10 protein-coding genes are annotated in these 24,134 nt (G+C 54.1%); 2 read left to right on the top strand and 8 right to left on the bottom strand.

Features of this window, described 5'->3' with window-relative positions:
- Positions 1-393: 393 nt before the first annotated feature.
- From KBW81_RS12855 to KBW81_RS12890, 8 genes are all read right to left on the bottom strand, one after another.
- Positions 394-2,385 carry a 3'-5' exonuclease gene (locus KBW81_RS12855; RefSeq protein WP_254247431.1) on the bottom strand — a complete coding sequence of 664 codons (1,992 nt, stop codon included), beginning with the start codon at positions 2,383-2,385 and terminating at the stop codon, positions 394-396.
- Positions 2,386-2,808, bottom strand: a complete 423-nt coding sequence (locus KBW81_RS12860) for a hypothetical protein (protein WP_254247432.1) — start codon at positions 2,806-2,808, stop codon at positions 2,386-2,388.
- A 1-nt stretch (position 2,809) separates the two neighbouring features.
- Positions 2,810-5,683 carry a site-specific DNA-methyltransferase gene (locus tag KBW81_RS12865; RefSeq protein ID WP_254247433.1) on the bottom strand — a complete coding sequence of 958 codons (2,874 nt, stop codon included), beginning with the start codon at positions 5,681-5,683 and terminating at the stop codon, positions 2,810-2,812.
- Positions 5,680-6,612 carry a hypothetical protein gene (locus KBW81_RS12870; RefSeq protein ID WP_254247434.1) on the bottom strand — a complete coding sequence of 311 codons (933 nt, stop codon included), beginning with the start codon at positions 6,610-6,612 and terminating at the stop codon, positions 5,680-5,682. The genes KBW81_RS12865 and KBW81_RS12870 overlap by 4 nt, the downstream gene beginning before the upstream one ends.
- On the bottom strand, positions 6,609-7,022 hold the full coding sequence (locus tag KBW81_RS12875; RefSeq protein WP_254247435.1) for a hypothetical protein: 414 nt from the start codon (positions 7,020-7,022) through the stop codon (positions 6,609-6,611). The genes KBW81_RS12870 and KBW81_RS12875 overlap by 4 nt, the downstream gene beginning before the upstream one ends.
- Positions 7,019-10,030, bottom strand: coding sequence for a BPTD_3080 family restriction endonuclease (locus KBW81_RS12880; RefSeq protein ID WP_367305295.1), 3,012 nt, complete (start codon positions 10,028-10,030; stop codon positions 7,019-7,021). The genes KBW81_RS12875 and KBW81_RS12880 overlap by 4 nt, the downstream gene beginning before the upstream one ends.
- Positions 10,031-10,339: 309 nt before the next feature.
- Positions 10,340-10,894 carry a hypothetical protein gene (locus KBW81_RS12885; protein WP_254247437.1) on the bottom strand — a complete coding sequence of 185 codons (555 nt, stop codon included), beginning with the start codon at positions 10,892-10,894 and terminating at the stop codon, positions 10,340-10,342.
- 7 nt (positions 10,895-10,901) lie between these two features.
- Positions 10,902-14,375, bottom strand: a complete 3,474-nt coding sequence (locus KBW81_RS12890; RefSeq protein WP_254247438.1) for a DEAD/DEAH box helicase — start codon at positions 14,373-14,375, stop codon at positions 10,902-10,904.
- Between the two features lie 261 nt (positions 14,376-14,636).
- On the opposite strand from KBW81_RS12890, the gene KBW81_RS12895 reads away from it, so the two are divergent.
- Both KBW81_RS12895 and KBW81_RS12900 read left to right on the top strand, forming a co-directional pair.
- A complete protein-coding gene (locus tag KBW81_RS12895) occupies positions 14,637-17,969 on the top strand; it encodes an STY4851/ECs_5259 family protein (protein ID WP_254247439.1) in 3,333 nt (1,110 codons plus the stop codon).
- Positions 17,970-17,973: 4 nt separating this feature from the next.
- Positions 17,974-24,006: a DEAD/DEAH box helicase gene (locus tag KBW81_RS12900; RefSeq protein ID WP_254247440.1), complete on the top strand. Its 6,033-nt coding sequence runs from the start codon at positions 17,974-17,976 to the stop codon at positions 24,004-24,006.
- Positions 24,007-24,134 lie beyond the last annotated feature (128 nt).

Genomic DNA, 24,134 nt, shown 5'->3' on the forward strand with positions numbered 1-24,134 from the left:
ATCCAATTTATTGTAATTACGATACGCCTATTTCACTCTCCAACCGGACGGTAAGTTTATTCGCAGGCGCTATGCTAGTTGCCTGCGGATTAACTTGCCCTCCGGTTTTTGTAGCTTTGCCTCAGTAGCCTTCAGTTCGGCTTTGTTGATGGCTTGGATGCCCCTCCTGAGGTGGTCCCTGAAAACTAGACACTGAAGTAAGCTCTGATTTGCTGTTTGCTGATCTTCACCACTCAGAAGATCCACTCGCCCACACACTCAACATTCTGCGGAGTGAGCATCTAGCCACGACAAAGCACTGCACTTGATCAGGCTGTGTTACCGCACGTCCAGTGGTGCTACGGGATCCGGTGGCGACTAGCAGCGCCCACAGGAAACACATCGATCGGCATCTTATTTAGCGTCAAAGACCATAATGTCTGAGAGAAATTCCGAAACCGGACTTACACCCGACATCCAAAGGTAGTCGCGAGCTCTTGTTGCTGCCACGTAAAGTAAATGACGTTCGGTTGTCATGATTTCATCAAGCTGGGCTTCGTCCTTAGCGCTTAATAATCGAGATTCATCTGGCAATATTTTCTGATCAAGGCTTGCTATTGCAACAGCGCGAAACTCAGATCCCTTTGCATCGTGCATGGTTATAACGTGAACCCCCAATCCATCGAAGTCTGCTTGTCGACCATATGTTCGGACGAGGATGACAATTTCAGTGGAAGCTATACCCATAGCCAATAGCTTTTCCACCCACTCCCGCAGAGCGGCACGCTCCGCTGAAGAACTATCAAATTCTAAAATCGTTGGAATTGGTCCATCAAAAACTGACGTGACGCCAAGTCGGCTTTCTTCAGATCCGTCAGCTTCCACTAGCGTCTCTGGAAGTAGCATATCACTACGCCTTCGGATCTGGTGAGATGTCCGGTAGTTAACTTTAAGGCTGCGAGACCTGCCGCGCACTTCAACGCCAGCTAAGGACCATGGGAAAGGTGCCCTAAAGATGCGCTGACCAATGTCACCGGCAAAGAATAAACCATTTGGCTCATTTCCCAGAACAGCTCCCAGCAACATTAACTCTGAAACTGAAATATCCTGAGCTTCGTCGATAATTACATGAGTATATGGAAAACATCGTTCTTGGCGTAACGCATGAGCGCAGTTGTTCTCTGTAGAGAACCCCTCAAGTTTAAGTTTGGCTCGAACTTGTGCAAAGACTGACCAAAGTGCGTCTCGGCGCGCGGCTCCCATTCGTAATTTGCGCCCTAATCGAGGTAGTTCTCTATAAGTATCGGCATTCTGAATGTCCCAAGCGTCGACTATCAAGCTCCACTCATCAAACAGAAAATCTGGATCGACGTTCAAGCCAGCTTCCTTCGCTGCGCCTTCAAGATATTGCCGCAGAGTCACTTCATCGATAATTTCGACTGCTCCGAACCGTTGCGCATATAGTCGATGAATGACTGCTCCAAGATCTTCTACTGTTATGCGGTCTTGTAAGATTACCCCCGCGACGAGGGGCAGTTTCATGCGCAGTAAATCAGCCAGCCGTCGATTAAATGTTGTTAAAAGAACTTTGGCATCTGGATCGGCTGCCATGCGGACTGCCCTGTGCAATGCTACAATGGTTTTTCCAGTGCCTGCCGATCCAATTACCCGTGCTGGACCATTGAAGTCACGCTCTACGTATTCACGCTGCGCAGGGTGAAGAAATACCGTCCACTTCTCCCAAGGAGCGTCCAGCGCTGCCTTAAGTTCTTCAACATCTTCCACAACCCGAAAACGACGCAGCGCATCAGGGTGCTTCCATGGGTCTTCACCCGCCGCCGCAACTGGTGCCGGTTGGGGGCGCTCTCCTGTCGCTGCAGACAGGATGGCATCACCGGCTTCCGCTGGTAAACGTATGGCGATTTCGACGACCGTATCCTCGGTGGCGTCCCGCACCGTATCCAGCCAATCTGCCGGCACACCCCATGACAGCAACACATCGTCTGTCTCAGCCTCGAACAGGCGCGGCATGCGGACTGCTTCTTCGACAAAGCGGCGCACGACGACATCCTCAACCGTTTCGCGCGCTTCGACGATTTGCACGGCACCAGTGCGCGGATGGCTCTCGATACGGCGCGTTTCTGCCCAACGATATGCGTCGTCGTGGTGGCCAACCCAAGCGAGCAGCGTGTCGCCGCTAGCCTTGTGGATCACCATGCGTATGTCGCGGCTTACGCGGGCAGTCCAAAAATTGGGATCGCGGGCACGATCGACGCGGTGCATGGAGAAGCCTGGCAAGCTTGGGTCCATTTGGAAGTCGAACGCGGACTGCTTGACCGCCTTCTGTTCCAGCGGAGCAAGTTTGCCTAGTGCGTCATAAAAAGTGTCGGCAATGCGGTGAGTCACTTAACCATTCGCCTCGCAGCCAATAATTTTATTCATCCAGATCGTCTTCATAACAGCATGTTGTTTTAACAAGTGTTCTGTCGGAGCCACGCGATCAATATAGCCTGAGCTGTCTAATATCAGTTCAATATTGGGAAACTTTCGATTCAGCAGCATCTTTAGGCAGCCTGCGTCCAGTGATCGAACCGCCCCATCCGGAGTAGAGAAGCAATATGGAACGGCTTCTCCCAACGCCCAAAATAAACCCAGAAACATCGTTTCAAATGACTGAACCCAATTAGTATGGCCTGCACCGGTGTCTTTCAGATCTTCCGGCTGATAAAAATCCGTTTTCTTTCCTTTTGATATGACGTGATTAGAAGCTCCATCCGGCATGGGGGGAATAAAGAATGGGATCTCGACTGCATCTGCCCTTGCTCTCATCCTAAACCCCTAACACCTTCATCACTTCATCCCCTAAGTGATTGATCACCTTCACCGCCACGCGCCCTGACTTCGGTCGCGCGAAGGGGCGTGACACGGTGCGTTTTAGCGACTCCCATGCCTCCTCGTCGATCTCGCCTTTCAGCGTTGTCTTAAGCTGCTTGTAGGGGATCTCAGCACCCGGGAAATACGCGTGGCGGACAAAGAACGACTCTTCGTTGTAGTCCGTGTCGATAAACCAGCATGCGATGTCGTCGGGCTCAGAGGAGACGACCTCACCGGTCGCGGGCTTAAAGATGTCAACGCCCAGTAACTCGATCCTAACCATGTCGCCTTCTTCCTTCACCACGATGTCCGGCTCTCCGAACACGACGAACAGGTTGCCGCCACCGGACTTCAGTTCGCCAGCCATATGCAGGTCTGGGTTCATCCGCGCCTGCAGGATCGACAATCGGCCCAGCTTACGCGTTTCGGCGGTGTGCGCGTCGTAGTTAAAGGCGCAGGTGATCAGGATATCGAACCCGGCATCCACTGCCTCGCGCGCGGCGGCCATCAGGTCGGCGCGTTGCAGGGTGCCGTATTCCGGGCCGATCAGGATGCCTGCGCGGCGCTCCGTCTCGCCTTCCATGTAGCGCCCCTCGGCAGCGAGCCATTCACCAGGCCATGCAGTCAGCGAGGTGAAAGTGATCCGGTCCGCCTTGTCAGACTGCTGGATGCCGGATTTCGACAGGTTCTCTAGGATCGCGGTGCGATAGTTGTCGGCCTCTTGTGCGGCGGGGGTGCGTTTGCCTTGAGCTGCGTCATGTTCGTCAATTAGCTCTCCGTGTTCGTTCACCGCTTGGGTGCGATGGGGCGAGAGGCTTTCGACTGTGAAGGGCCCAGCAACGCGAACACGCTTCTTGTCCTCGAACGGCTTGTCATACAGAAATTCGAACTCCGCCTTGGCTGCGATGGAGGCGTCGATCTCTTGCTGGCGGGCGATGCGCGCTTCCCAGAAATTAGCGAGGGCTGCCTTTGCTGCGGCTGGCCAGCCTTCTGGGGCATCGCGCGGAATTTCCCATTCCATGAAACCGTTTGCGGGGGCCATCTCGCCACTGGGCAGTGCTACCTCTCCTTTTGAAGTGAAGTCGATCTTCTTATCCTTGCGACCACCTACGGCAACGTTGAAGGGTGCGGCGCAGTCTGAAAGAGCGGCATTGAGGGTAGCGCGTGCCTCCTCTACCGCCGGTTGGCGCTGATCCCAGATCGTGTCGATCTCCGTGTTGTTAGCGATGGATTTTAGGGTGATGTGCGGCACGCGGTCGTAAACGAAGCCGTGGCGGATGTCGCCGTATGTAGCGGCCGTAGCCGGGCTGCCGCGTGTGACCTCGGCCTCTTTTCGCTGCCCCTCCGGACTGTCGGCCAGCAGATACCAAGGGTATTTCGCACCCATGATCCGCGCTCGGGCTAAGGCCAGCGCCACACGAGATGTGTCGATGGTGATCCAGCGCCGGCCCCATTGTTCGGCAACTGTCGCAGTCGTGCCAGAGCCGCAGGTGGGATCAAGGACAAGATCTCCGGGATCGGTCGTCATAAGCAGGCAGCGTTCGACGATTTTTGAGAGTGTCTGGACAACGTAGACCTTCGGATCACCGAAACCTGAAACGACCGTATCATCCCAACTATTGTTGATCGGGACTACCGGGTAATCGTCAATAAAGCGGACATAGCAGAGAGTTTTTCCGATGCCCATCACTCGTCCAGCCGTCCGAAGCTTGCTTAAACCAAATGCCGTTGATTTAAATGTGCCTTTGCCAGGTTTAAATATGCTACCTTGGAGGTGAAATTCCTTTAGGTCGCCATCTCCAGCCGGCCGTTGACTAGTAATATTGTCGGGCCGGAAAATCCGGCCAGAAAAATTTTCTGTTTCAATTTCCCGTTTTGCTAGAGAACGTCTTGTCCCGTCGACGTCTTCGAGCCAACGATATTGACCTCCACCTAATCCGCCTAGTTCTTTCGATCGAAGAAGTTGGTGATATTTAACCGATCCCTTGTTCTTTCCAAACCATACGATGTAGTCGTTGATCGCAGACAGCATAGATCCAGACGAACTGCTGGTTTTTCGGACAGCTATCAAAGAGACAAAATTCTCCTCCCCAAACACCTCATCCATCAGCGCCCGGACGCGATGCACGTTCTCGTCGCCGATCTGGACGAAGCATGACCCGCTTTCGGTCAGCAGTTCGCGGGCGACCACCAGACGGTCGCGCAGGTATTGCAGGTAGGAATGGATGCCGTCCCGCCAAGTGTCGCGAAACGCCTTCACCTGCTCCGGCTCACGCGTCAGATGCGCCAGATTACCGTCTTTCACGTCGCGGGACTGGGTGGACCACTGGAAGTTGGAGTTGAACTTGATGCCGTAAGGCGGGTCGATGTAGATCGCCTGCACCTGACCCTTCAGCCCCTCACGCTCTGCCAGGCTGGCCATAACCTGCAAGCCGTCGCCCAGGATCATCCGGTTCGACCATTTGCGGCTGTGACGGTAGAACTCGATCTCGGCCTCGCGGTCGTCGTCGGTCACGCCGAAGTGGTCGAACAGATCGACACCACTTCCCTGCCCATTCCGCTGCCCACCAGCACGCAGATCCTCGATGATCGCCTTGGGGTGGACCTGTTCCTGCAGATAAATTGGCGGCGCATCCGCAGTGACGGCGGCCTGATCGATATCCTTGCCGCGCCAGATCAGCTGAGGATCAAGGTCTGGGTTGCGCAGGGCGTAGGCCACCTTGATCGGGCGCGCATCCTCGGGGTCCATCATTGGCGCGAGTTCTGGCGTCGGGATATTTACACGCGCATCGGTATGGGTGATCGGGTCGATCTTGGTTTTGTCGGTCATTGGTCTACCTTCAGCGCGATATCTGCGATCGCTTGTTCGTATGATACGCGTGTCTGTTCCATCCAGTCGATCGCGTCGGCCCATTGGGCGGGATCGTGATAGTTCCACGCTGCACGTTTCCACAGCATTTGACCGTTCGACCCGCCAAAGGTCGCGCCGAGCCGCGCGGCCAGATCGTCAGCGAAGGGCTCCAGTTTTTTGATCAGGGAACGGCCATCGGACCCGCGGCCGCCGCGCAGGAATACGCCGCATTCATCCTTGCCGATCCAGAGCGAAAGGTTAGCTTCCTCGCCCAAGCCATGAATCGGCACCCAGGCTGAGGGGAGGCGTAGCGCCCGCAACCCCCAGTCGGCCGACGTTGGCACGCGGTCGAGATAGCCCTGCCAGAACGCCATGCGCCTCGTATTGCTTGCATCGATGTCCGGATTGCTGGCCTTCGCTTTGGCCGTCACGGCGCGCTCCCAGTCGTTCGGCTTTTCGACCACCTCGAAAATTGGGGCGAAGGGGCTGTCACCGATGCGCACTACACGTGCCTTGACGGCGAAAAATGAAAACCCGTCGGCAGTGTGCTGGTTCAGCCAGCGGATCGCCGACAAGTGTGGTTCGCGGAAGGCAGGCGCAATCCAGATGACGGTCTGCGCCTCTAACCCGGCAAGGTAAGTCATGATTTGGCCAAGGTGGGTGTGGTCCGTCGTCTCTAACTGGTTTTCGATCAGAACGACGCTGTCGTCCATGGGATTGCGCGCCAGGATGTCGGCCGAAAACGTCTCAACCGCGACTTCTGTCCCGGTAAGTTCCAACGGAATACCGATGGCCGCGGACAGTTGGTCGATATTTTGGGCCAGCCAAGGCGTGAATTGATGGGCCTCGTGCCTCCATGCGTCACGCAAGGGGAGGTCGACGAGTCGTCCAAAACTGATGTCGGTCATGTATTTTCCAACGACTTGATGGCATTTTTAAATGTCGCATGTTGCGCGCGCAGCCAGCGAATTGCTTCCGGCCATTGACGTCTCACAGTGACACAAGCTTTCGGATTGTCCTTTCGAAACAAGCGACCATTGTCACGCTCTCCCGTTCCAGCACCGACAGTAGTGCGCAGCTCTTTCGCAAGATCTACGAGATTTGCTTCGATCCAGGTGCGGGCGTTTTCGGATGTCGCAATCAAATAGACAGAGGTCTTGTCCTGAGACAACGACATCTTGATCCGGACCGTTCCGTCTGCCGAGAGTCCTATTTCTCTCTCCCAGCCAGGACCAGCGTCTATGCCAAATTCAGGTGCTGCTTCAGCCAACATCGTCCAGAAGGCGTATCGTTCAACCCGCATCCTTTCCTCTGTCATGCGGGCACCTTCCCCAGCATCGCGGTAATCGCGTCGTCCAGGGCCGGCCCGAAATCATTAATGTCCCGCAATTCGGCGAAGCCCCAGTGGCCGTAGGTCCTCATCCGATTAACGGCAGGAATCCATTTGGCGCGCATCGTCTCTGCCTTCAGCATGGCGTCATGGCCCCGGTAACCCTTGACCTCGATCACAAGCGTGGTTGGTTCAGGCGCATCGAGGCGGATCAGGAAATCCGGCCGATAGGCGCGCGGTTCACCTTCCATCAAGTAAGGCACATCAAAACCGAGATTGTGGTTTTTCGCGTAGGCGAGGACGGCGGGATGATCCTCGATCAAGGCGGAGAGCTTATCCTCCCAGTCACTGTCGGTTATGATCCAGTTAAGGTGGGACTTGTCGGGGCGCGGCTGAAACCGGGTCGCCTTGGACGTGTTAAAATTGACACCAAGCGTCGATCCGGTCGGGTTGTAGGGGTCGAGAACCGCGCGCAAAACGCTGTCACCGCCAGGCTTGTCGATCAAAGCTCCGAAAATCACGTCGCAGACTTCGTCGGCAATCTCTCTGTAGAGAAGCTGGGCCGGAACCGTCCCACCTGTGCAGTGCAGGTGCCCTTCGGACAGCCACTGATTGACGATGCGCTTGGCGGGTAGGATTAGGTGCATCCGCGGTCGCTGATTCGCATCGCGGAGCTTTTCGAAGACCATGTGCTTGGCGACGTGGTAGGCGATCGTCGACTGGCGGGTAGTTCTCAAATAGTCGAGCGTTAGCTTTTCGCTTTCCCCGACGATACCCTGCATCGTGACCTCTGCCGCCGACGTCTTTTCGGGAGTGAGCACGTAGCGCTCCATACCTGAAAAATCGACATCGAGCCGATCGGAAGGCAAGTCTGCTACGTAACCCGTAACTCTCGGAAAGCTGATTTCTAAATGATCGCGATCTGGTGAAACAGCGCGCACGTTGACGACGTCACGCGGCTGTTGCGGTGGCGCGATGATTGGTTGAGCCGAGAAACTGAGCCCGTCGATCCCCATAATATCAGCATATTCTACCCGGAAGAGGCCCGTATCTGGATCAGCGTCGTAGGATAGGCGACGGAGCGCACGGCCGATCACCTGCTCGCAGATCAGCTGGGTGCCGAAAGCTCGCAGACCGAGAATATGGGTAACATTGTTAGCGTCCCACCCTTCGGTAAGCATGGACACGGAAACGACGCACCTGATCTGTTCACCCAGACGTCCTTTCTTTCCAACGGTATTCATAACCTCTCGGAGGATGTCGGCGTCGGACAACTCTTCGGGTTTGTCACCTCTTTCAGCCTGCTCACGGCGGAAAGCGTCGATCTCGTCAGAATGAGCCTCGCGAAAAGCCTTATCGACGTCGCCACCTGCTTCTAGCGTCGCGCTATCGATCAGGACTGTGCGGGGACGTGGCAAACGATCACCGTCAGATGAAAAGTTTGCGAAAAGCTCACATTTCCCTTTTATAGTTTCGATCGTTCCATCGGCATTTTCGCGCTCGTATCCGGCCATGTAATCGCGGAGAAGTTCAGAGTTCGTAGTATTGTTACAGACAACAATGAACACCGGTGGGATGCCAACGTTCTCCGCGTCCCACAACTTGAAGGTCTTTTCATAATGACCGTAGAGCGCGTCGATCGCCGTCTTAAGTGGTATAGGAAGGCTTTGCGGGTCCGGCTTTGCTCCACGCGACTTTTTGGGCATCTTTTTCCCAATGGCATCCCAAAGTTTGCGATAAAGTGGTTCCGGCTGGCCGGGCATGTTGTCTGCTACGGGCACGCGCGGCAATTTAACAATCCCACATTCGATTGCATCCATCAGGGAAAAGTCAGATATGACCCATGGAAACAGCGTGCCTTCGATCCAGCCTGACCCGGCCAAAAAGAATGGTGTCGCTGACAAATCATAGACAACCTGGACGCCCAGTTTGCGTTTCGCGGCCTCAATACCCGAAATCCAGAGTCGTGCAGCTTCGGCGTTTTCCTCGGCTTCTTTGCGTTCCTCACCTGTAAGCTTGTGGTCGGCATGACCAGCTCGCTCTCGGTAGCAATGATGTGCCTCGTCGTTGATCACGTTGATCCGACCCAGCCCCATGAGCTCCGGCATAACACGTTGCAGCATCTGCCCATCGGTTTCGATTGTCGTCAGAGACTCGCCATGACCTTCAAGAGCCGAGCGTGTTCCCTTAGCAATCTGAACCCGCTCTCGGGGCTTGAAGGCATGATAATTTGTGAGAACGATCTTTGCGCGCTGCATATCCTGCATCAGATCGCCGGGCACAAGGTTCAGCTTTTGATAATAGCTGTCAGGATCGTTAGGTTTCAGAACACGGAGCCGATCACGGATCGTGATCCCGGGCGTCACGATGAGAAAGCCGCGTGAAAACGTCTTTGAATTCGGACTGCGAACAGCATTCAATGTCTGCCATGCAATCAGCATAGCCATCACTGTGGTTTTTCCCGCACCTGTAGCAAGCTTCATGGCAACGCGAAATAGATCTGGGTTGGCCTCGGTGTTGGCCGCTTCGAGCCTACGACGAACGCGGCGGCCTCGCTCGCCCATTTTTGGTGCCACTTCCGTCATCCAGATTGCAGTCTCGACAGCTTCAAGTTGGCAGAAAAATGGCCGAATTACTTGAGCGTCGTCCAGCTGGATAGCGCGCCAATGTTGCAATAGACGCTGCGTGATAGGAGAAACCTGCCAATCGTTGGGGTTCGGAAGTTGACGCCATGCGTCGACCTGAGACCGCATCTCATTGACAAATTCCGTGACGTTGTAGGTCATATCCTGACCCTCGAGCCCAGCAGAACTGAGTTCAAGTTCGGACTGCACGACGCCTTTGACACTTTTTGGCTTTGGCATCGCTGAAATCAAATCAGATCTACGGCGGGTCCCAATAATCGTGTCAGTTGGACGCCCAGAACCATCTAGTTCCCAGTGCCTTAAGGGAATCCTGTATGGCGAATTTAAAATAGGTTGCTCGAAAAACGACATTTTTTGCCTATTATTTATTTCAGGACACCTAAGCAAATGAGGAACGGCATGGCAACGCCGAAACACCAAACCGCAAATGTAAAATTTTTCTCGTTTCCTACCCCTCCGAACTTCACTTACGAAAAATCTCGGCAGACATCTTGGAAGCCGAGTCACCTAATGTGACTAGCTTCTTCGCTCCTTGATAAACTAAATGATTACCCGCAGCGCGATATCAGCTTCAAAGAGACTTGGCACAGATCTTCTGTGCACTTTGGGATCGTGTTAAATATGGCTATTATATGCCCAACAAAGCATGAACGAAGGAAACTAGACCTTAGCTCCTCGACGACCGAAAATCGTCCGGGGCATGTCTGCAATTATGTCCTTGCGTGCCGCATCTATGCGGGCTTCGTTCCGGCTAGCGCTTACCTCGATTGCTTCTCTCATAGTCGCGCGTGTATCGCGCAACTCATCTTGTAAACGCGCCGAAAGGTTTGTCTCAAGTTGCGACATCAGAGCTGAAAGCTTGCGCTCGACTACCGTCTCTACGATTGTGGGTAGTCCGTGAACCAAACGGGCCATGTCCTGTTGCTGCTCTTCGATACGCGCTTCGGCGTCGGCCAACACCGTTTCAACAAGGATTGGCAGAGTAGCCGCGAACTCTTCAAATGCTACTTTTTGACTTGAAAGCCCCTCAGCAGCATCTTGCAGCATGGAAAGATTGTCCATCAGCTGGGTGGCTAAAGTTGCGATGCCATCTTGTGTCGCGCGCAGTGTTGCAAGTCTTACTTCAAGAGCCTCAACCCTTGTGACGGTATCAGAAAGCCGCAAGCCAGAGGCCTTTACCTTTTCAATTGCTTCAAAGCCTTCTTGGAACGACATTAGTGCCTCATACAATTAGTGCCAGGTCAGTGGCGAATTCATCAAGCAAAGCTTTGTGCACCGCGGGCGCGGGAATAGCCTCATAAATCTCCAGCAGTGTTTGCCGGTCGGGTTGGTCTTCGATCAACCACTTACCGATTATATCGCGGCCTACAGGACTGATAGATGCAATGCGCGCAAATAATTTACGGCCAGGACCCATCCAAAATGACAGGGGACCATTAGGAACAGCGGCGCGAAAGCGCATCCGGGCTTCTTGACCGGGTTGCACTTCGGTCACGAGTTGAAAGCAAAAGCTGGCTAAATTAAGACCTGGATTGTCTTGCGTGCCTTCTAGCAACCGAGTGAGTTGTGCCGACAATGGTCGCAAAGTGGCTACGACGTCGTCGCCTTTTACGACCAACATGGCATCGAGAGCATCAACCACCTCTTGCGTCGGCATGTCCCGCAATGCAGCCAATTGAAAAGCGTTGCTGTCGACTTTAAAAAAGGCCTCTAGATCATTGCGAAATTCGACAGCGCGCTCTGGCTTAAAGGCATTGCACTCGCGGTAAAGATTCCAAGTGGATTCAAGCCGTCCACCGAGTTGCTTACGCCGAACCCAATCCAACAACAAACGGTAGATCGCCATCCAGTCTTGTGGGCCGTCGAGCATTGATTTTAGTTGGCTAACGACTGCCGTCTCGGCACCTTTACCGTCTACAGCTTGTATCCGAGCCATGACGGATCGGCACGCCGATTTATAAGTCGCATCCAGCCTGCGAACCTCGACGGCCTGAACCGACAGTTCTTCTCCACTTCCAAGCCCCCAATCGGTGACCGACCAAGGGGCAATTAGCCCCATTTGATAGAGTCGATAAAGCGTCATCTGGAACCGTAAACCGCCTTGCGCAATGTCGCTAAGCTGGCGAGCTTGAATAAATTGAACATCGGCAGGGTCCGATTGCAGTAGACCATGCAACCTCTTCACGAGCACCAACTCTTCTTCGACAGAGATTAGTCCCTGCGCCATGAACCAAAGCTGCGCTCGGAGATCGCCTGCAGGCGATTTACGCCGCCCGCCTGGATGCTCCAATTCGCTCTTGATCCCTTCCGGGGTTAGGTTTTCAGCAATTCTCAGGAAAATTTCCTCGGCGTTGTCAGGTTCAGGACGGAACAACATGTGGCAGGTCGCTGGCTGCCGGTCCCGACCGGCGCGACCAGCCTCTTGGTAAAAAGCTTCCATAGAACTGGGCATACCAGCGTGTAGCGTATGGCGGACATCTGGCTTATTGACACCCATGCCGAACGCTTTTGTGGTGACGATTACATCAAGGCGGCAGTCCTTCCAAAGAGTCTGAACCGTCTGCTTATAGTCGTCATAGGTTTTAGGCCGTGGCAGGTTTTGATCGAGCAACCGATCAAACGCATTGTCGAGCTTCAAATCCTTTGGTGCCGATCCTGAAAACATGCCTACCCGCAGACCAAGGCCATCGTTCGCGAGCATGGTGGAAAGACGTTCTGTTCCAGAGGATCCGTTCACATAGCGAGAGAAAATATGAAGCGGCGGTGGCAGGTTCCCCTCCGTCGTTGCGACGATCTCTCTCACTTCGCGTGCAACCTGATCCGGTGTGCTAAGCGCCTCGCGAATTGAAAAATTCAACTCCGTCCGGCTGCGGTGCATTTCATAGGCGATCAACTCGTCTGGAATTTCAAACTCGTTCTGAATATCGCGCAAGACGTTTACGCTTGCGGTGGCGGTAAGTCCCAGGACAGGCACATCATTTGCTACACTGCGCAAGGTGCCCGGAAGCGTCAGATACGACGGGCGAAAGTCATGGCCCCACTCACTCATACAGTGGACTTCGTCGATCACGAACATTCGCAGCTGGCCCTGTTCGCGCAGCCCTCTTACAATTTGCCGAAACTTGTCACTTTGAAACCGTTCCGGAGAAACGAATACGAACCTCATTTCTCCGTTCAAAATACGACGGGCATAAATTTCATCACGCAGAACTGCAGGCATGTCGCTGTCGATGTTGACGACGCGGCCAGTAAATCCAGACTTTTCTAGCTCCGCACAATGATCACGACCAAGCGCCTTGATTGGGACAACAACGATTGTCGTGCCGGGGCCAAGGAGCGCAGGCACCTGAAAACAAAGGGACTTTCCGCCACCGGTTGGCATAAGTCCTAGCGACTTCTGTCCAGAAATTGCGTTCAAGATCAAGGTATCCTGCCCTGGTCGAAAGCTTTCGTGCCCAAAAACGCGGTGACTCAGATCGCTTAAATCCTCCAATGACGGTAATGTGTGTCCCGCACGGGTAAAATTATCGCTCCGCAAGGCTGAGAGTCCGAAGTTGCGATTCCAGATGATACGGTCTGGGTATTTCAGCAAGACCGGATGTCCTTGCACGGCAGACGTGCAGACGGTCAAACCTGCTTTGCGCACCATAGCATCGTCCGGCCGGTCAAAAAGACGTATATCAACAGGCATACCACCTGGTCCGACACGCAAATCCGGAGGGATAAATGGATCTCCATCCAATCGGGAGAACAGCGAAAACCAGTCGAATAGCTCACATAGCGCAGCAGTGATCCACTCAGGTTGTGAACGGCTTTGAAAATCATGGGATATAGTCAGATGCCATTCAGGACTTGCCAAATCCAATTGGCGGTGCGAAATTGCGAGCATAATCGCAACTTGAAGACGCAGGACAGCGGTTAGGTCATGCCGCAGCGATAACGACTCACTTTTACGATTATCCACAAAAGTCCGATATGGCTTTAACCGAGGGCTATCTTCGCAACGCTGCAGCAGAGCCAAGATAAAATCATTGAATACTGAGTTTCGTGCACGTAGGTCTGATGTTTTCAAACGCAGAGTCTTAATGCCGAATTTTTGCAAAAACCGATCGCGAGCTAGATCTTTGTGTCTTTGCCTAGCATCCTCATGCTGTCCTCCATCAATTTCAAGAACCAGATCAGCCTGTGGCAAATAGAAATCCACCGCTCGATCATTCGGACCCTCCGTTAGGCCTTCAGGCGCATCCAAGCAGCCAAAAAGAGGGTATTCAGGCACGATGAGGTTAGTGACGAAAGACCACTGCCCCAGGACGGTGGGAAGGATTCCCTGCAAAAATTCCAGCGCAGGATTGTAGCCATCCGGCGCACCGCGCACAGTTTCGCACCAATCGACCGGGCTACTGGAAATCAATACAAGCGGTTCCTTGGGAACCTTGTCCCAGTCGAGTCCCATAGATTTAACCAGATAGGGCGACGGGCAAGTTGGCGCTCCTCGTGTCAGCGCCGCAAAAGTATTAGCTACGTAGCGCGGAACTGGCAGCGCTCGACCGATCAAGCCGCAAACCTCGAACAGCATATCGCCGTCAAAGTATCCAGCGCAGACCTTAGATCGAGATGTTGGCAGTTTAGCGTCAAAAACACGCATCAAATAAGATCCCGAACTATAAATAAATACCAAAGCAAGTTTGGCATTCACTGCCCTTAATTTTAAGGGTCATTTTAAGTGCCCTAACTTCAATGAGTTCACATGGAAATACAATAGCAATGCCGTAACCGGCCATATGCATCCTCGCTCCAGTCAGCGCTATGAAGCGGGCAAAATCGTGAATTAAATTTGTCTAAACTGTGAATACGACAAAACTAATAATAATTTCGGGGAAACGCAACTTATGCTTGCATTAATTGAAATTAGCCAGTTTTTATTGCGATGCAACCCAAATCCATCCGGAGCCCGTCAATGGACGCCAAAATTTTAGCGGCTCAGCGTAACCCGATCTTGGAACGCTATAACATCGAAGTTAAACCCGGCCATCCTCTGCACCGCTATCGGATCGACAATACTCAGTATCAGGGATTGCAGCAGGCGCTACGAATCGCAGCACAGAACGGACATCTGGTTAGGATGTCAGCCCCATTCGTGCTTTGGGCTGCTGAACGGTTCCGGCGTGACTATAGCGGTGGCGCACAAACTTGGGCTTTTTATGCAGATCCACTGCGTGCTAACTGCGAAGATGGGACCTTCAGAGAAACGACATTGCGCGGCATGGCGAGGATGGGACGCCCTGTCGTCCAAGGTGAAGCAGCCAGATACTACTTAAAAACAATTGCCGCAGAGGGCGGTTTGCCAAGAGCCCTTTTAGCCGATCCTGATGGCCGCGACCGCATTCTGGTGTTGCGCTTGATGGAGGACATTCTCAGGCTTGGTGTAAATGCTCCGACAGAAATCATTCATGCACATGCCAATCACCGCCTCAAATCGTTCCCACTCGGATTTCGGCAGCCGGAATTTCGAGAAACGCTTGTTGCATTCTCCTTTGAGTTGTTAAGCCTACGTAGCCAGGTCCCTCCTTCTATTCCTGCGGCTGCAAGGACATCATGGCTTGACTCAAATCGGCCTGGCTGGCTTGATCGGTTACCGCTTCGAATTGACGAAGACGGTGCGCGCGGGCTTGTTGACGAGGCGCTGAGTGTAGAAATCCGTCCGTCTGCAGCTGAAATGTTTCAAAGGGTTTTACTGCGCACCCCCAACGGTTGGGCAGAACGGCTAGCCATTGCTGCCAAGTCTGAAGTAGCGCAATGGGTGCTCCCTGTCGCGGACAGGAATCTGCGCAGATTGCGCTTGCTGCCCGATTTGATGCTTGCACAAAATGCGGCAGGCATCATCATTTCCGCCGAACGCGACGACGAAGATCAGATATGGCGGCTATCGCGCGATTCAGGTGCGAGAACCGCTGAAATTGACCTGAGCCTTGCGTATCCTGTCGCCTTCCAGATGATCGGAGATGGCGTAGACCTTGGTCAATTAATGCCCGCTGGCGGTGCGGTCGTTGATCCGGCCGAGATGCCGACGCTTTGGACCTCCGATTCAGATCTGAACGAAGATCCCGAGAACGCAGCACAACGCTTACGCAAGCTTGGGGCGACCGCGGTTCGCACGCGTAGACCGGCGCTTTGGCTACTGCTTGGCAACGATGACACACCGGACAGCGATGGTCTGAGCATCGAACCCGACGGATTTTGCGCGTCTGGCCGACTTTGGCGCATTGCTGGGGCGGGCAGTATCAAGTGCGCGGGTTGGACGCTGCGCGTAACCACCGGTGCCGACGAAGAAAGTGCTGACCGGTTGGTTGCGCAGGGCGGGATCGTTTCTGGGCTGCGCGATCGCAACGGAAGCGACGTTTATTCTGGAATACCTCAGTTTATGATCCAGCCAGCAATGGGCCCCGGCCGGAATATTCGAACCGAAGAACTTGCATGGCGTCGCAATCCGCAAAGCGGCTGGATCCCGGGGTTACCATCCGCCAACGAGACAGGCTTTCACCACACCGGTGCTTTTCAGATCGGATGGCGTCCAAATCAAGCCGAGGTGCAAGCTATCGAACAGATTAACGTCTTGCCTAAGGCTACGCAAATTTCACTTCGCCGTCCCATCGAGGGTGGGTTAACCCTACACGCCAGAGGCCTTGCGGCTGGGACTATCGCTACATTGGGCTCTGCTAAGCCCTCCGTCACCAATTCCATTAGCGGCCAAGCTACAGCCTCTGGGGAATTAGCCCTGCATCATCCGCAGAACGACGATCTGGCGGGACGCGTTGCAGTCGACTTTTCGACTCCGCACGAACCAACGCGCAAATTTCGCTGCCTGCTTCCTGTCCCAGCCACCCGCGCTTGGTTTGTCGGCGAAAATGATTACGTCCTGCGAGACGATCTTGAAATCGAAATTGGTCAAATGCGCGATTGGCGGATGGTTTTGCCTCACGGTGCTCATGCTGACTTGCGACTTCGACTGATAAGCGCTGACGGCGAAAATCATCCCAATGTGCTGAGAACAATTTCTCACGAAACACCACTGGCGCGCTTTGCCCCGTTAATTCACGATATGATGTCGATTGGCGGGGCGGACTCAAGTATTCGACTTAGACTGATCCTGTCTGGTCAAGAAAGTGTTCGACTGACAGTGCGGTCCTATCTGCGCGAGGCGCGCTGGACGCCAGATGAAGCGCTTATGGCAGAAGGCGATACACAGGGTGGCGAAGATTTGGAGCTTTTGTGCCTGAACCTACTTGCGCCCCATCTTTCCACAGACATCGTTGCAACTTCAGGCACTCCTTTACCTAATTTGCTGCCAGCTGATCCCGGACCTTGGCTAATCTTGCCATCGGATTCTGAGGGCGCATTGCGCCCCGCACGCCCAGTTACTTTAAAGCAGCATAATGCAGACCTCAAAATCCCTCGTTTTAGCGACGGATTTGCCGCTGCGGGTCGGCTCACAGCGCGATCACAACGTATTGCCGCATTTGCAGAGCCATTGCGCCGATTGCTCACTCCAGCTGGCCAAGGTGATTTGGCGCTTCTGCTTCAACAGATGGACGAGATGGCAATCGTAGGTAGCTTGTCGAGCCTTGACGTGGTGTCCGCATTGGCAGGCACACCCGAAATTCCAGCCATGATGTTACTACAATCGGCACCAGATCGTTTGATCGACCGGCTCGACCTGGAGCGGTCAAGTCCATTTGCTTGGATCACATTGCCGCTAAATAGCTGGCTTGCAGCAGCTAAAAGCGAGCGCACAAGATTAAGATTGCGGTTAGAAGCCGCTGGCTTACCAGACGAGATGCCATCTCACTTCGCTTCAAAAGCTCTTGTTGCTCAAATTCGCTCCATAAGGGATCATCGCCCTGATTTATCCGGCGTTTTATTGCTGTTAGCGAATAAAATGAATTTATTTTCGGTGTTTAGCACCGAACTCGGGCAGGTTCCCGAAGGTCTGTCAGCGCCTGAGCGAGTTTTGCTACGCGAAGCAAGACTGGCGTTGGGACGGCACGGCGATGCGACACATGCATTTGAATTGCGGTCAGTGTATGCCCCCGCAACATTTGACAATCTGAATCCCGCAATCCGTGACCTGACGGACGCCCCCATAATAATGGCCGAGTATGTCTTAGGATTTCGCAAATATCCGCCCGATCGGCGCATGGCGATCGCCTTGCTGCACTATCAAGAATTCGACCCACTATATATTGAGGCTGCACTTCCTGCCGCCATCGCCATGCTTTCTCAAAGGCCATAAATAGATGCGACATTCAACTTACGCGGCAGCATTGTCCGAAATTTCCACTCGTGCCGCATCCGCGATTGTAGCGCGCGGCAATCTCCGATCCAACGCAGCACGAACGATGCTCCTACGCCGTCTGAGTGCTGATCCTGGGACAAACGACAGTTTGATCGCAGATCCGATCTACGAAGCCGCTCGCGTATGGAAACTCGCAGCCCCCATGATGAGCGACTTATCTGGCACGCTACTGCGTCACGATATTGTAGACGCTCTTGCTGCTGCCGGAGAGCAGGCAATCCCGCGCGACCGTCACCCATACAGTCACCAGCTTTCATCTTGGCAGCACACGGCAGCCGGCAAGAGCGTCATGGTTACCAGCGGCACTGGATCGGGCAAGACAGAATGCTTCATGGTGCCGATGCTGAATGATCTTGTGACACAAGCTGAAACCGGCCCGCGTCATGGAGTGCGGGGGATTGTTCTGTATCCTCTAAATGCCCTGATCGAGAGTCAGCGCGAGAGATTGTCTGCGTGGATCGCACCATTTGACGGCAAAGTGTCTTATGCCCTGTATAATGGTGACACACCCAACGACCGCAGCTTGCAAAAGCCGCCATCGCCAGCAGAAATTGCAGACCGAAAGACGCTCCGTAAAACACCGGCAAACCTTCTGGTCACGAATGTGACAATGCTGGAATACATGTTGACGCGATCGCAGGATCGTAACATTCTGGCAAAGTCTGAAGGGCTGCTCCGTTGGATCGTGCTTGACGAAGCGCATACCTATATCGGCGCACAGGCTGCTGAAATGGCCTTGTTGCTGCGCCGCGTCCGGCAGGCTTTTGGCGTGCGCGGCGAAGAAGTTCGTCTAATTGCGACATCAGCCACGATTGGCGAAGGTGCCGAGACGGTAGCTGCGTTACGAAGATTTGTTGCAGACTTGGGTGGGGTGCCAGAAACACAGGTTGAGGTAATCCTTGGTGAGGAACGGCAGCCAAACCTGCCCACCATTGGCTTCGATCAGCCGTTTGATCGGACCGCACTTGAGACTGCAGAGCCCGCCTCGCTTTGGTCCCAACTTGCAAGCCACCCACGCGCTCGAAAAGCACGCGAGCGCATGCGTATAGGCGGCGCGACGCTGCGCGATTTAAGCGCTATCCTCTCGCCTGACACAGCGCCGGAGCATCGAGATCCATTGGCAAGGTATTTGCTTGATGCCATGGCACAAGCGCAAGAGGACCCGGGCGCGCCTGCACTTGCACCATGGCGGCTAAATGTCTTCCACCGTGCTCAGGCAGGTCTTTTTGCATGTATTGATCCAGACTGCGCTGAACGTGCTCCAGAGCTCTGCGAAGATGGTAGCGACTGGCCATTTGGGCAAATTTATTTGTTTCATACTGAGACCTGTCGCTGCGGGGCACCAACATTTGAGGTTACTGCATGCAGCGAATGCGGCACACCCTGGCTACTTGCGCAACTTGAGACGGGTAAGGCCCGCATACTACGCCAGAGCAAATCATCATCGGATGAGGACGATTTCCATCTGGATGTTGAGCCGGACGATGTCAGCGATGGACCCGTCGCCGGCGCTGACGTCGTCTTGGGTGCACCGCGCAAAGGTCTGCCTACCGTGCCAGTCAGGTTAAGTGACGCAGTCGTCCGCGATATCGACACATCAGAGCCAGGACATGTGACCCTTGGCATGGCGTCGCCAAAAGAACGTGGTTGTTGCGATGCCGCGACCACAAAATTCTGCCACCTCGGGGCGCAGAGATTTGGCGCTCCATTTTTACTGGGAAGCGCCTTTCCGCTTTTGCTGGATACAATGCCACCACTTGAACGCCAAGGCAGCCTCAAAGCAATGCCGTTCGGTGGAAGGCGGTTGCTGTCATTTACGGACAGCAGACAGGGCACAGCCCGCTTTTCTGCCAAGTTACAGAAAGAAGCAGAGCGCAATCTAACGCGCGCCGCAATTTGGCACTCGGTGCAATCGGCGGGGCAAGGCGACCCAATTCGCGCAGCAGAACTGCGAGACCATATCGCAAAACTACAAGACATACTTGGCATGGACGCTGTCGTTGCAGAATTTCGAGCGGCGCTAACGACAGCAGAAGGTGGTGCCGGCGTCGTGCTATGGCGCGATATGATCAACCTGCTAGCAAGCAATCCTGAATTAACAGGATTCGCTGGCGACACATGGCGGAGTCGCCCTTATGGCGGCAAGACGCTATCGGAAGAGCCCGCAAAACTTGCTGAACTCTTTCTGCTGTCTGAAATGTTCCGACGTCCTCGTCTTCAAAATAATGCTGAAACGCTGGGTCTTGTGCGGCTGGTCTTTCCAGAACTTGAGCGGAAGGCCCGCGCAAAGCCTTTGCCTGCGGCAATGAAAGAAGCCGGTCACTGCATGGACGATTGGGTCGCACTACTGTCCATGGCTATCGACAACGAGTTCAGGGGTCGTCTTGCCGTCTGCTTAGACAAAGATGATGTAGATTTTGCGCACTGGGTCAGCCCGCGGCAAGGCACCAACGTGCTTTTGGGCCCCGAAGCGGACAGAGATAGTGCCGCGCCTTACGGCCGCACTCTGCGGTGGCCCCTCGCTAGTCAAGATCGCAACCGCCTCGTTAGAATGGTCTATGCGATGACCGGCGGGACCTCGAACTCCGGCGCAGATAGGACAAGTGCTGATGAAATATTGGCCGCACTTTGGACAGCACTGCAAACCTCTGGCATTTTGCGCGATGCAGGACCAGGCGCTTGGCAGCTTGACCTTCGAAAATCCGCATTAGCTCGTCAAGATACAACATGGCAATGCCCGTTAACACAACGGCTCCTGCCCTATTCGTGCGCCGGATACTCACCCAACGCAATTGATGGCCCTCGACTTATTGAAATTCAGTTCCCGCGCCTTCCGAACCCATCCGTCAATGGCCTAACAGCAACAAACCGTTCGAAGACCGTTCATTGGCTCGCGACAGACCCTGTAGTCGCCAACCTGCGCAACCTGGGCCTGTGGTCAGATATTCACGACCGTGCCGCGCTGTTTGCTCCATTTCTTCGTGCCCAGGAACATTCAGGCCAAATTGATCGCAATAGTTTGAAAACCTACGAAGATCAGTTCAAAGTCGGCCGGATCAATATTCTGAACTGTTCAACTACGATGGAGATGGGTGTCGATATTCCTGACGTTGGCACGGTGGTCAATACAAACGTGCCGCCAGCACCCTCCAACTATCGCCAGCGGATTGGTCGCGCCGGTCGCCGGGGTGAACCATGGGCGCTATCGTTCACGTTCTGCAAAGACAAGCCATTGGACTGGCAAGTTTTCCGCGCACCGCAACGTTTTCTCGCAGCAACCATCCCGGCACCAGCGGTGCGACTGGATAGCCCAATCATCGTCGGTCGCCACGTAAACTCTCTGCTATTTGGCATGTTTTTGCGAGAAGCCGGTGGTGCGGATGTAACCATGAAGATTGGCGGCTTTTTCGGCGCACCAAAGGAATTGGACCAACCTTGGGCACAGGATGCAATGGCCGACCAATTTGTGTCGGCGCTCGCTTCTGATTGGCCCACTCAACCCGAAGTTAAAACAGCTGTGGCCGACTTGGTGCTTGGAACTGCCCTTCAAGGGCTTGATGGCCTTTCACAGCGCACGCTCGCGGCTTTTTCGGACCTTCGCGCGCGGTGGCGGCAGGAGTTCGAAACGCTGGCCCAAGGCTGGGCCGCAGCAAAAGATGGTGACATTGAACGCGGCTTTTATGCAAACCGAGCGCGCAAAATGCGCAACGACACCCTAATGTCTGAATTAGCTCGCCGCGGCTTCGCACCAGCCTACGGCTTTCCGGTCGACGTAGTAGAGTTCAATCGGCTACGCGACGACAGCACAAACCGAAGCCCGTCGCGCCAGCTTGATATCGCTATCCGCGACTACGCTCCAGGATCTGAGGTTGTGATCGACGGGCTTGTGCACCGTAGCGACGGCATCTTGCCCGCCTGGAGTAACCGTTTCGACCCACATGGTGTAGAAGACTTACGGAGCCGTTGGACCTGCCCCGAGTGTTTTGCATTTGGCGTTTCCCGACATCGGATTGAAACTTGCCCAGAGTGCGATGCAATTCCGCGACAAACTGAAATTCTGCGTCCTAGCGGCTTTCTAAGCCGATCAAAGCCACACACTTCTTTCGAGGCTGTTCGTTTTGTTGCTCCAGATAGGCCCCGTATCGCGGCAGGGCATGCTGCATGGCAAGCATTAGCAAACCCCTCTCTGGGAAGAATGCGGACAAGCCGCACTGGCCAAGTCCTTTACACTGCGTCCGGTGGCAGTTTTGGATATGCAATCTGCATTACTTGCGGCCTGGCTCATCCGGAAGACGGCAATGCAAGCGAAACTGCGCTGCCCAAAGCTATGGCGAACCATTTTCCACTGATGCCTCCGTCCCGCGAGGGGGCACGTCGGGATGGTTTTTGCCCTGCGTGCGATGCTGGCTCTCGTCGGATCAGGCGGAATGTTGTGCTAGGCCATGAAATTGCAACCGATGTCTTCGAACTACAGATCGATGTGTTGAACGGCACCGAAGAAGGCCGTGACCGTGCCTTGTGCATCGCTGCGGCTTTGCGTGAAGTTTTATCTCAGCACCTGGGCATTGAGGCCGAGGAAATCGGGATTGGGGCTGAACCATCGCTGCGTGAAGATGGGCAAAAGCGAATGTCTTTATTTCTTTATGACCGCTCATCTGGTGGATCTGGTTTTTCTCCGTTTGCAGCAGAGCGCCTGCCACAGCTGCTAGCTGCAGCAGCAGATAGGCTGACCTGTCCATCCCGGTGTTCGAATGGATGTCCCGACTGCGTCTTGCGGGGAGACATTCAATACGATCAGGATCATATGAATCGCCCCGGAGCGCTCGAGACCGTAGCGTATATGCTGCCTCTCCTGCAATTATCACCCGAGCGACAGATTTTCGGACCCTCGACCCAACCGCTCACGCAGCAACTAGGCAGCTGGCTTGCTCCCCGATTATTGAATGGCCGCGTCACTGACTTTGTCCTTTATCTTCACGGAACCCCTGAGGAGTGGTCCCTCCCTGACTTGTTAAATTGCGTTCCATCGTTCGTGCTGGCTGGTGTCGCACCCTCCATTGCAATTGAGAAAGGTGCTATCGCTTCGATGGATATGGCTCAACGTCTTGATCTGTTGCGGCTATTGTCAAAAACAGGGGCCACCTTGCGCTGCTGGGACGTAAAATCAAGCAACGGTGACCTGCCTTTGCTGTGCCACATGACTTTAGCCGGCATACCGACCGGTGTTGCATCTCCGGACCTAGAAGCTGCCATCGCGGGCGAATTCTGGGGACGGACCTCAAATGCACCTCTGCTCATTGGCCCTTACCAACCTCCCATACTCAGCAAGCCTATTTCCCCTGAGAAAGTCGCAACATTTCGCGAAGGTGATACTGTCCGCAGTGAGATCACCGCCGAGTTTGATGGCCCATTGGTAGGATTTGGCACGAGGTTCTGGGCCCACATCCGAAATCGAAGGCCACAAGTCTTCGCCGGCTCCTCTCCTCTAGCGTCAATAACATACAGCGACAGATACTTACGCGATCCCGTAAGCGCACTCTTACTGGCGCAAATCTTAGCTAAGACGCCGGGCCGACAGCCTGCAACAACGGTCAGCATCAAAGCGTCAAATCTGCCGGTGTCTGATCGCTATCTTCAGCGAAACCTACAAGACGATTGGCAGGTCGACCGACTACGCAAAGAAGTGCTCGAGTCCCTAAATCCGGGAGCCCAGATTATTATTGCCGACTATAAGAATTGCCCACACCGACGCCAGTTCACGCTGGAATGGCAAGATGGTCGAAAAATTGACATCGCACTCGATCAGGGGGTCGGTGCATGGACACTAACCAGTAGACGAAAAATCTCGTATGACGTATCTGCTCTTGCTTCAGATCAAATCCGAAGTCTCCAAAAGATAAACGACACCGTTACCCTGCGCGACGGTCCATCTACCTGCTCTATACTGTGGCTAAGTTGGGATGTAGAAGTATAATTTAATATACATAGTTCGGCATCTGAAGCAGATAAAATAGGCCAAATTGGAGCTTTGCCTTCGAGTATAGCAAAAGGCAAAAATAGTGTGCGCTACTTGCCTAGACTTACTAAATTATCTGCATATAA

The organism is Loktanella salsilacus, from assembly GCF_024206795.1.
Taxonomy (GTDB): Bacteria; Pseudomonadota; Alphaproteobacteria; order Rhodobacterales; family Rhodobacteraceae; genus Loktanella; species Loktanella salsilacus.

Coding starts and splice junctions, on each gene's coding strand:
- KBW81_RS12895 (WP_254247439.1), top strand. CDS start 14,637: ATGGACGCCAAAATTTTAGCGGCTCAGCGTAACCCGATCTTGGAACGC.
- KBW81_RS12865 (WP_254247433.1), bottom strand. CDS start 5,683: ATGACCGACAAAACCAAGATCGACCCGATCACCCATACCGATGCGCGT.
- KBW81_RS12870 (WP_254247434.1), bottom strand. CDS start 6,612: ATGACCGACATCAGTTTTGGACGACTCGTCGACCTCCCCTTGCGTGAC.
- KBW81_RS12875 (WP_254247435.1), bottom strand. CDS start 7,022: ATGACAGAGGAAAGGATGCGGGTTGAACGATACGCCTTCTGGACGATG.
- KBW81_RS12880 (WP_367305295.1), bottom strand. CDS start 10,030: ATGTCGTTTTTCGAGCAACCTATTTTAAATTCGCCATACAGGATTCCC.
- KBW81_RS12900 (WP_254247440.1), top strand. CDS start 17,974: ATGCGACATTCAACTTACGCGGCAGCATTGTCCGAAATTTCCACTCGT.
- KBW81_RS12860 (WP_254247432.1), bottom strand. CDS start 2,808: ATGAGAGCAAGGGCAGATGCAGTCGAGATCCCATTCTTTATTCCCCCC.
- KBW81_RS12885 (WP_254247437.1), bottom strand. CDS start 10,894: ATGTCGTTCCAAGAAGGCTTTGAAGCAATTGAAAAGGTAAAGGCCTCT.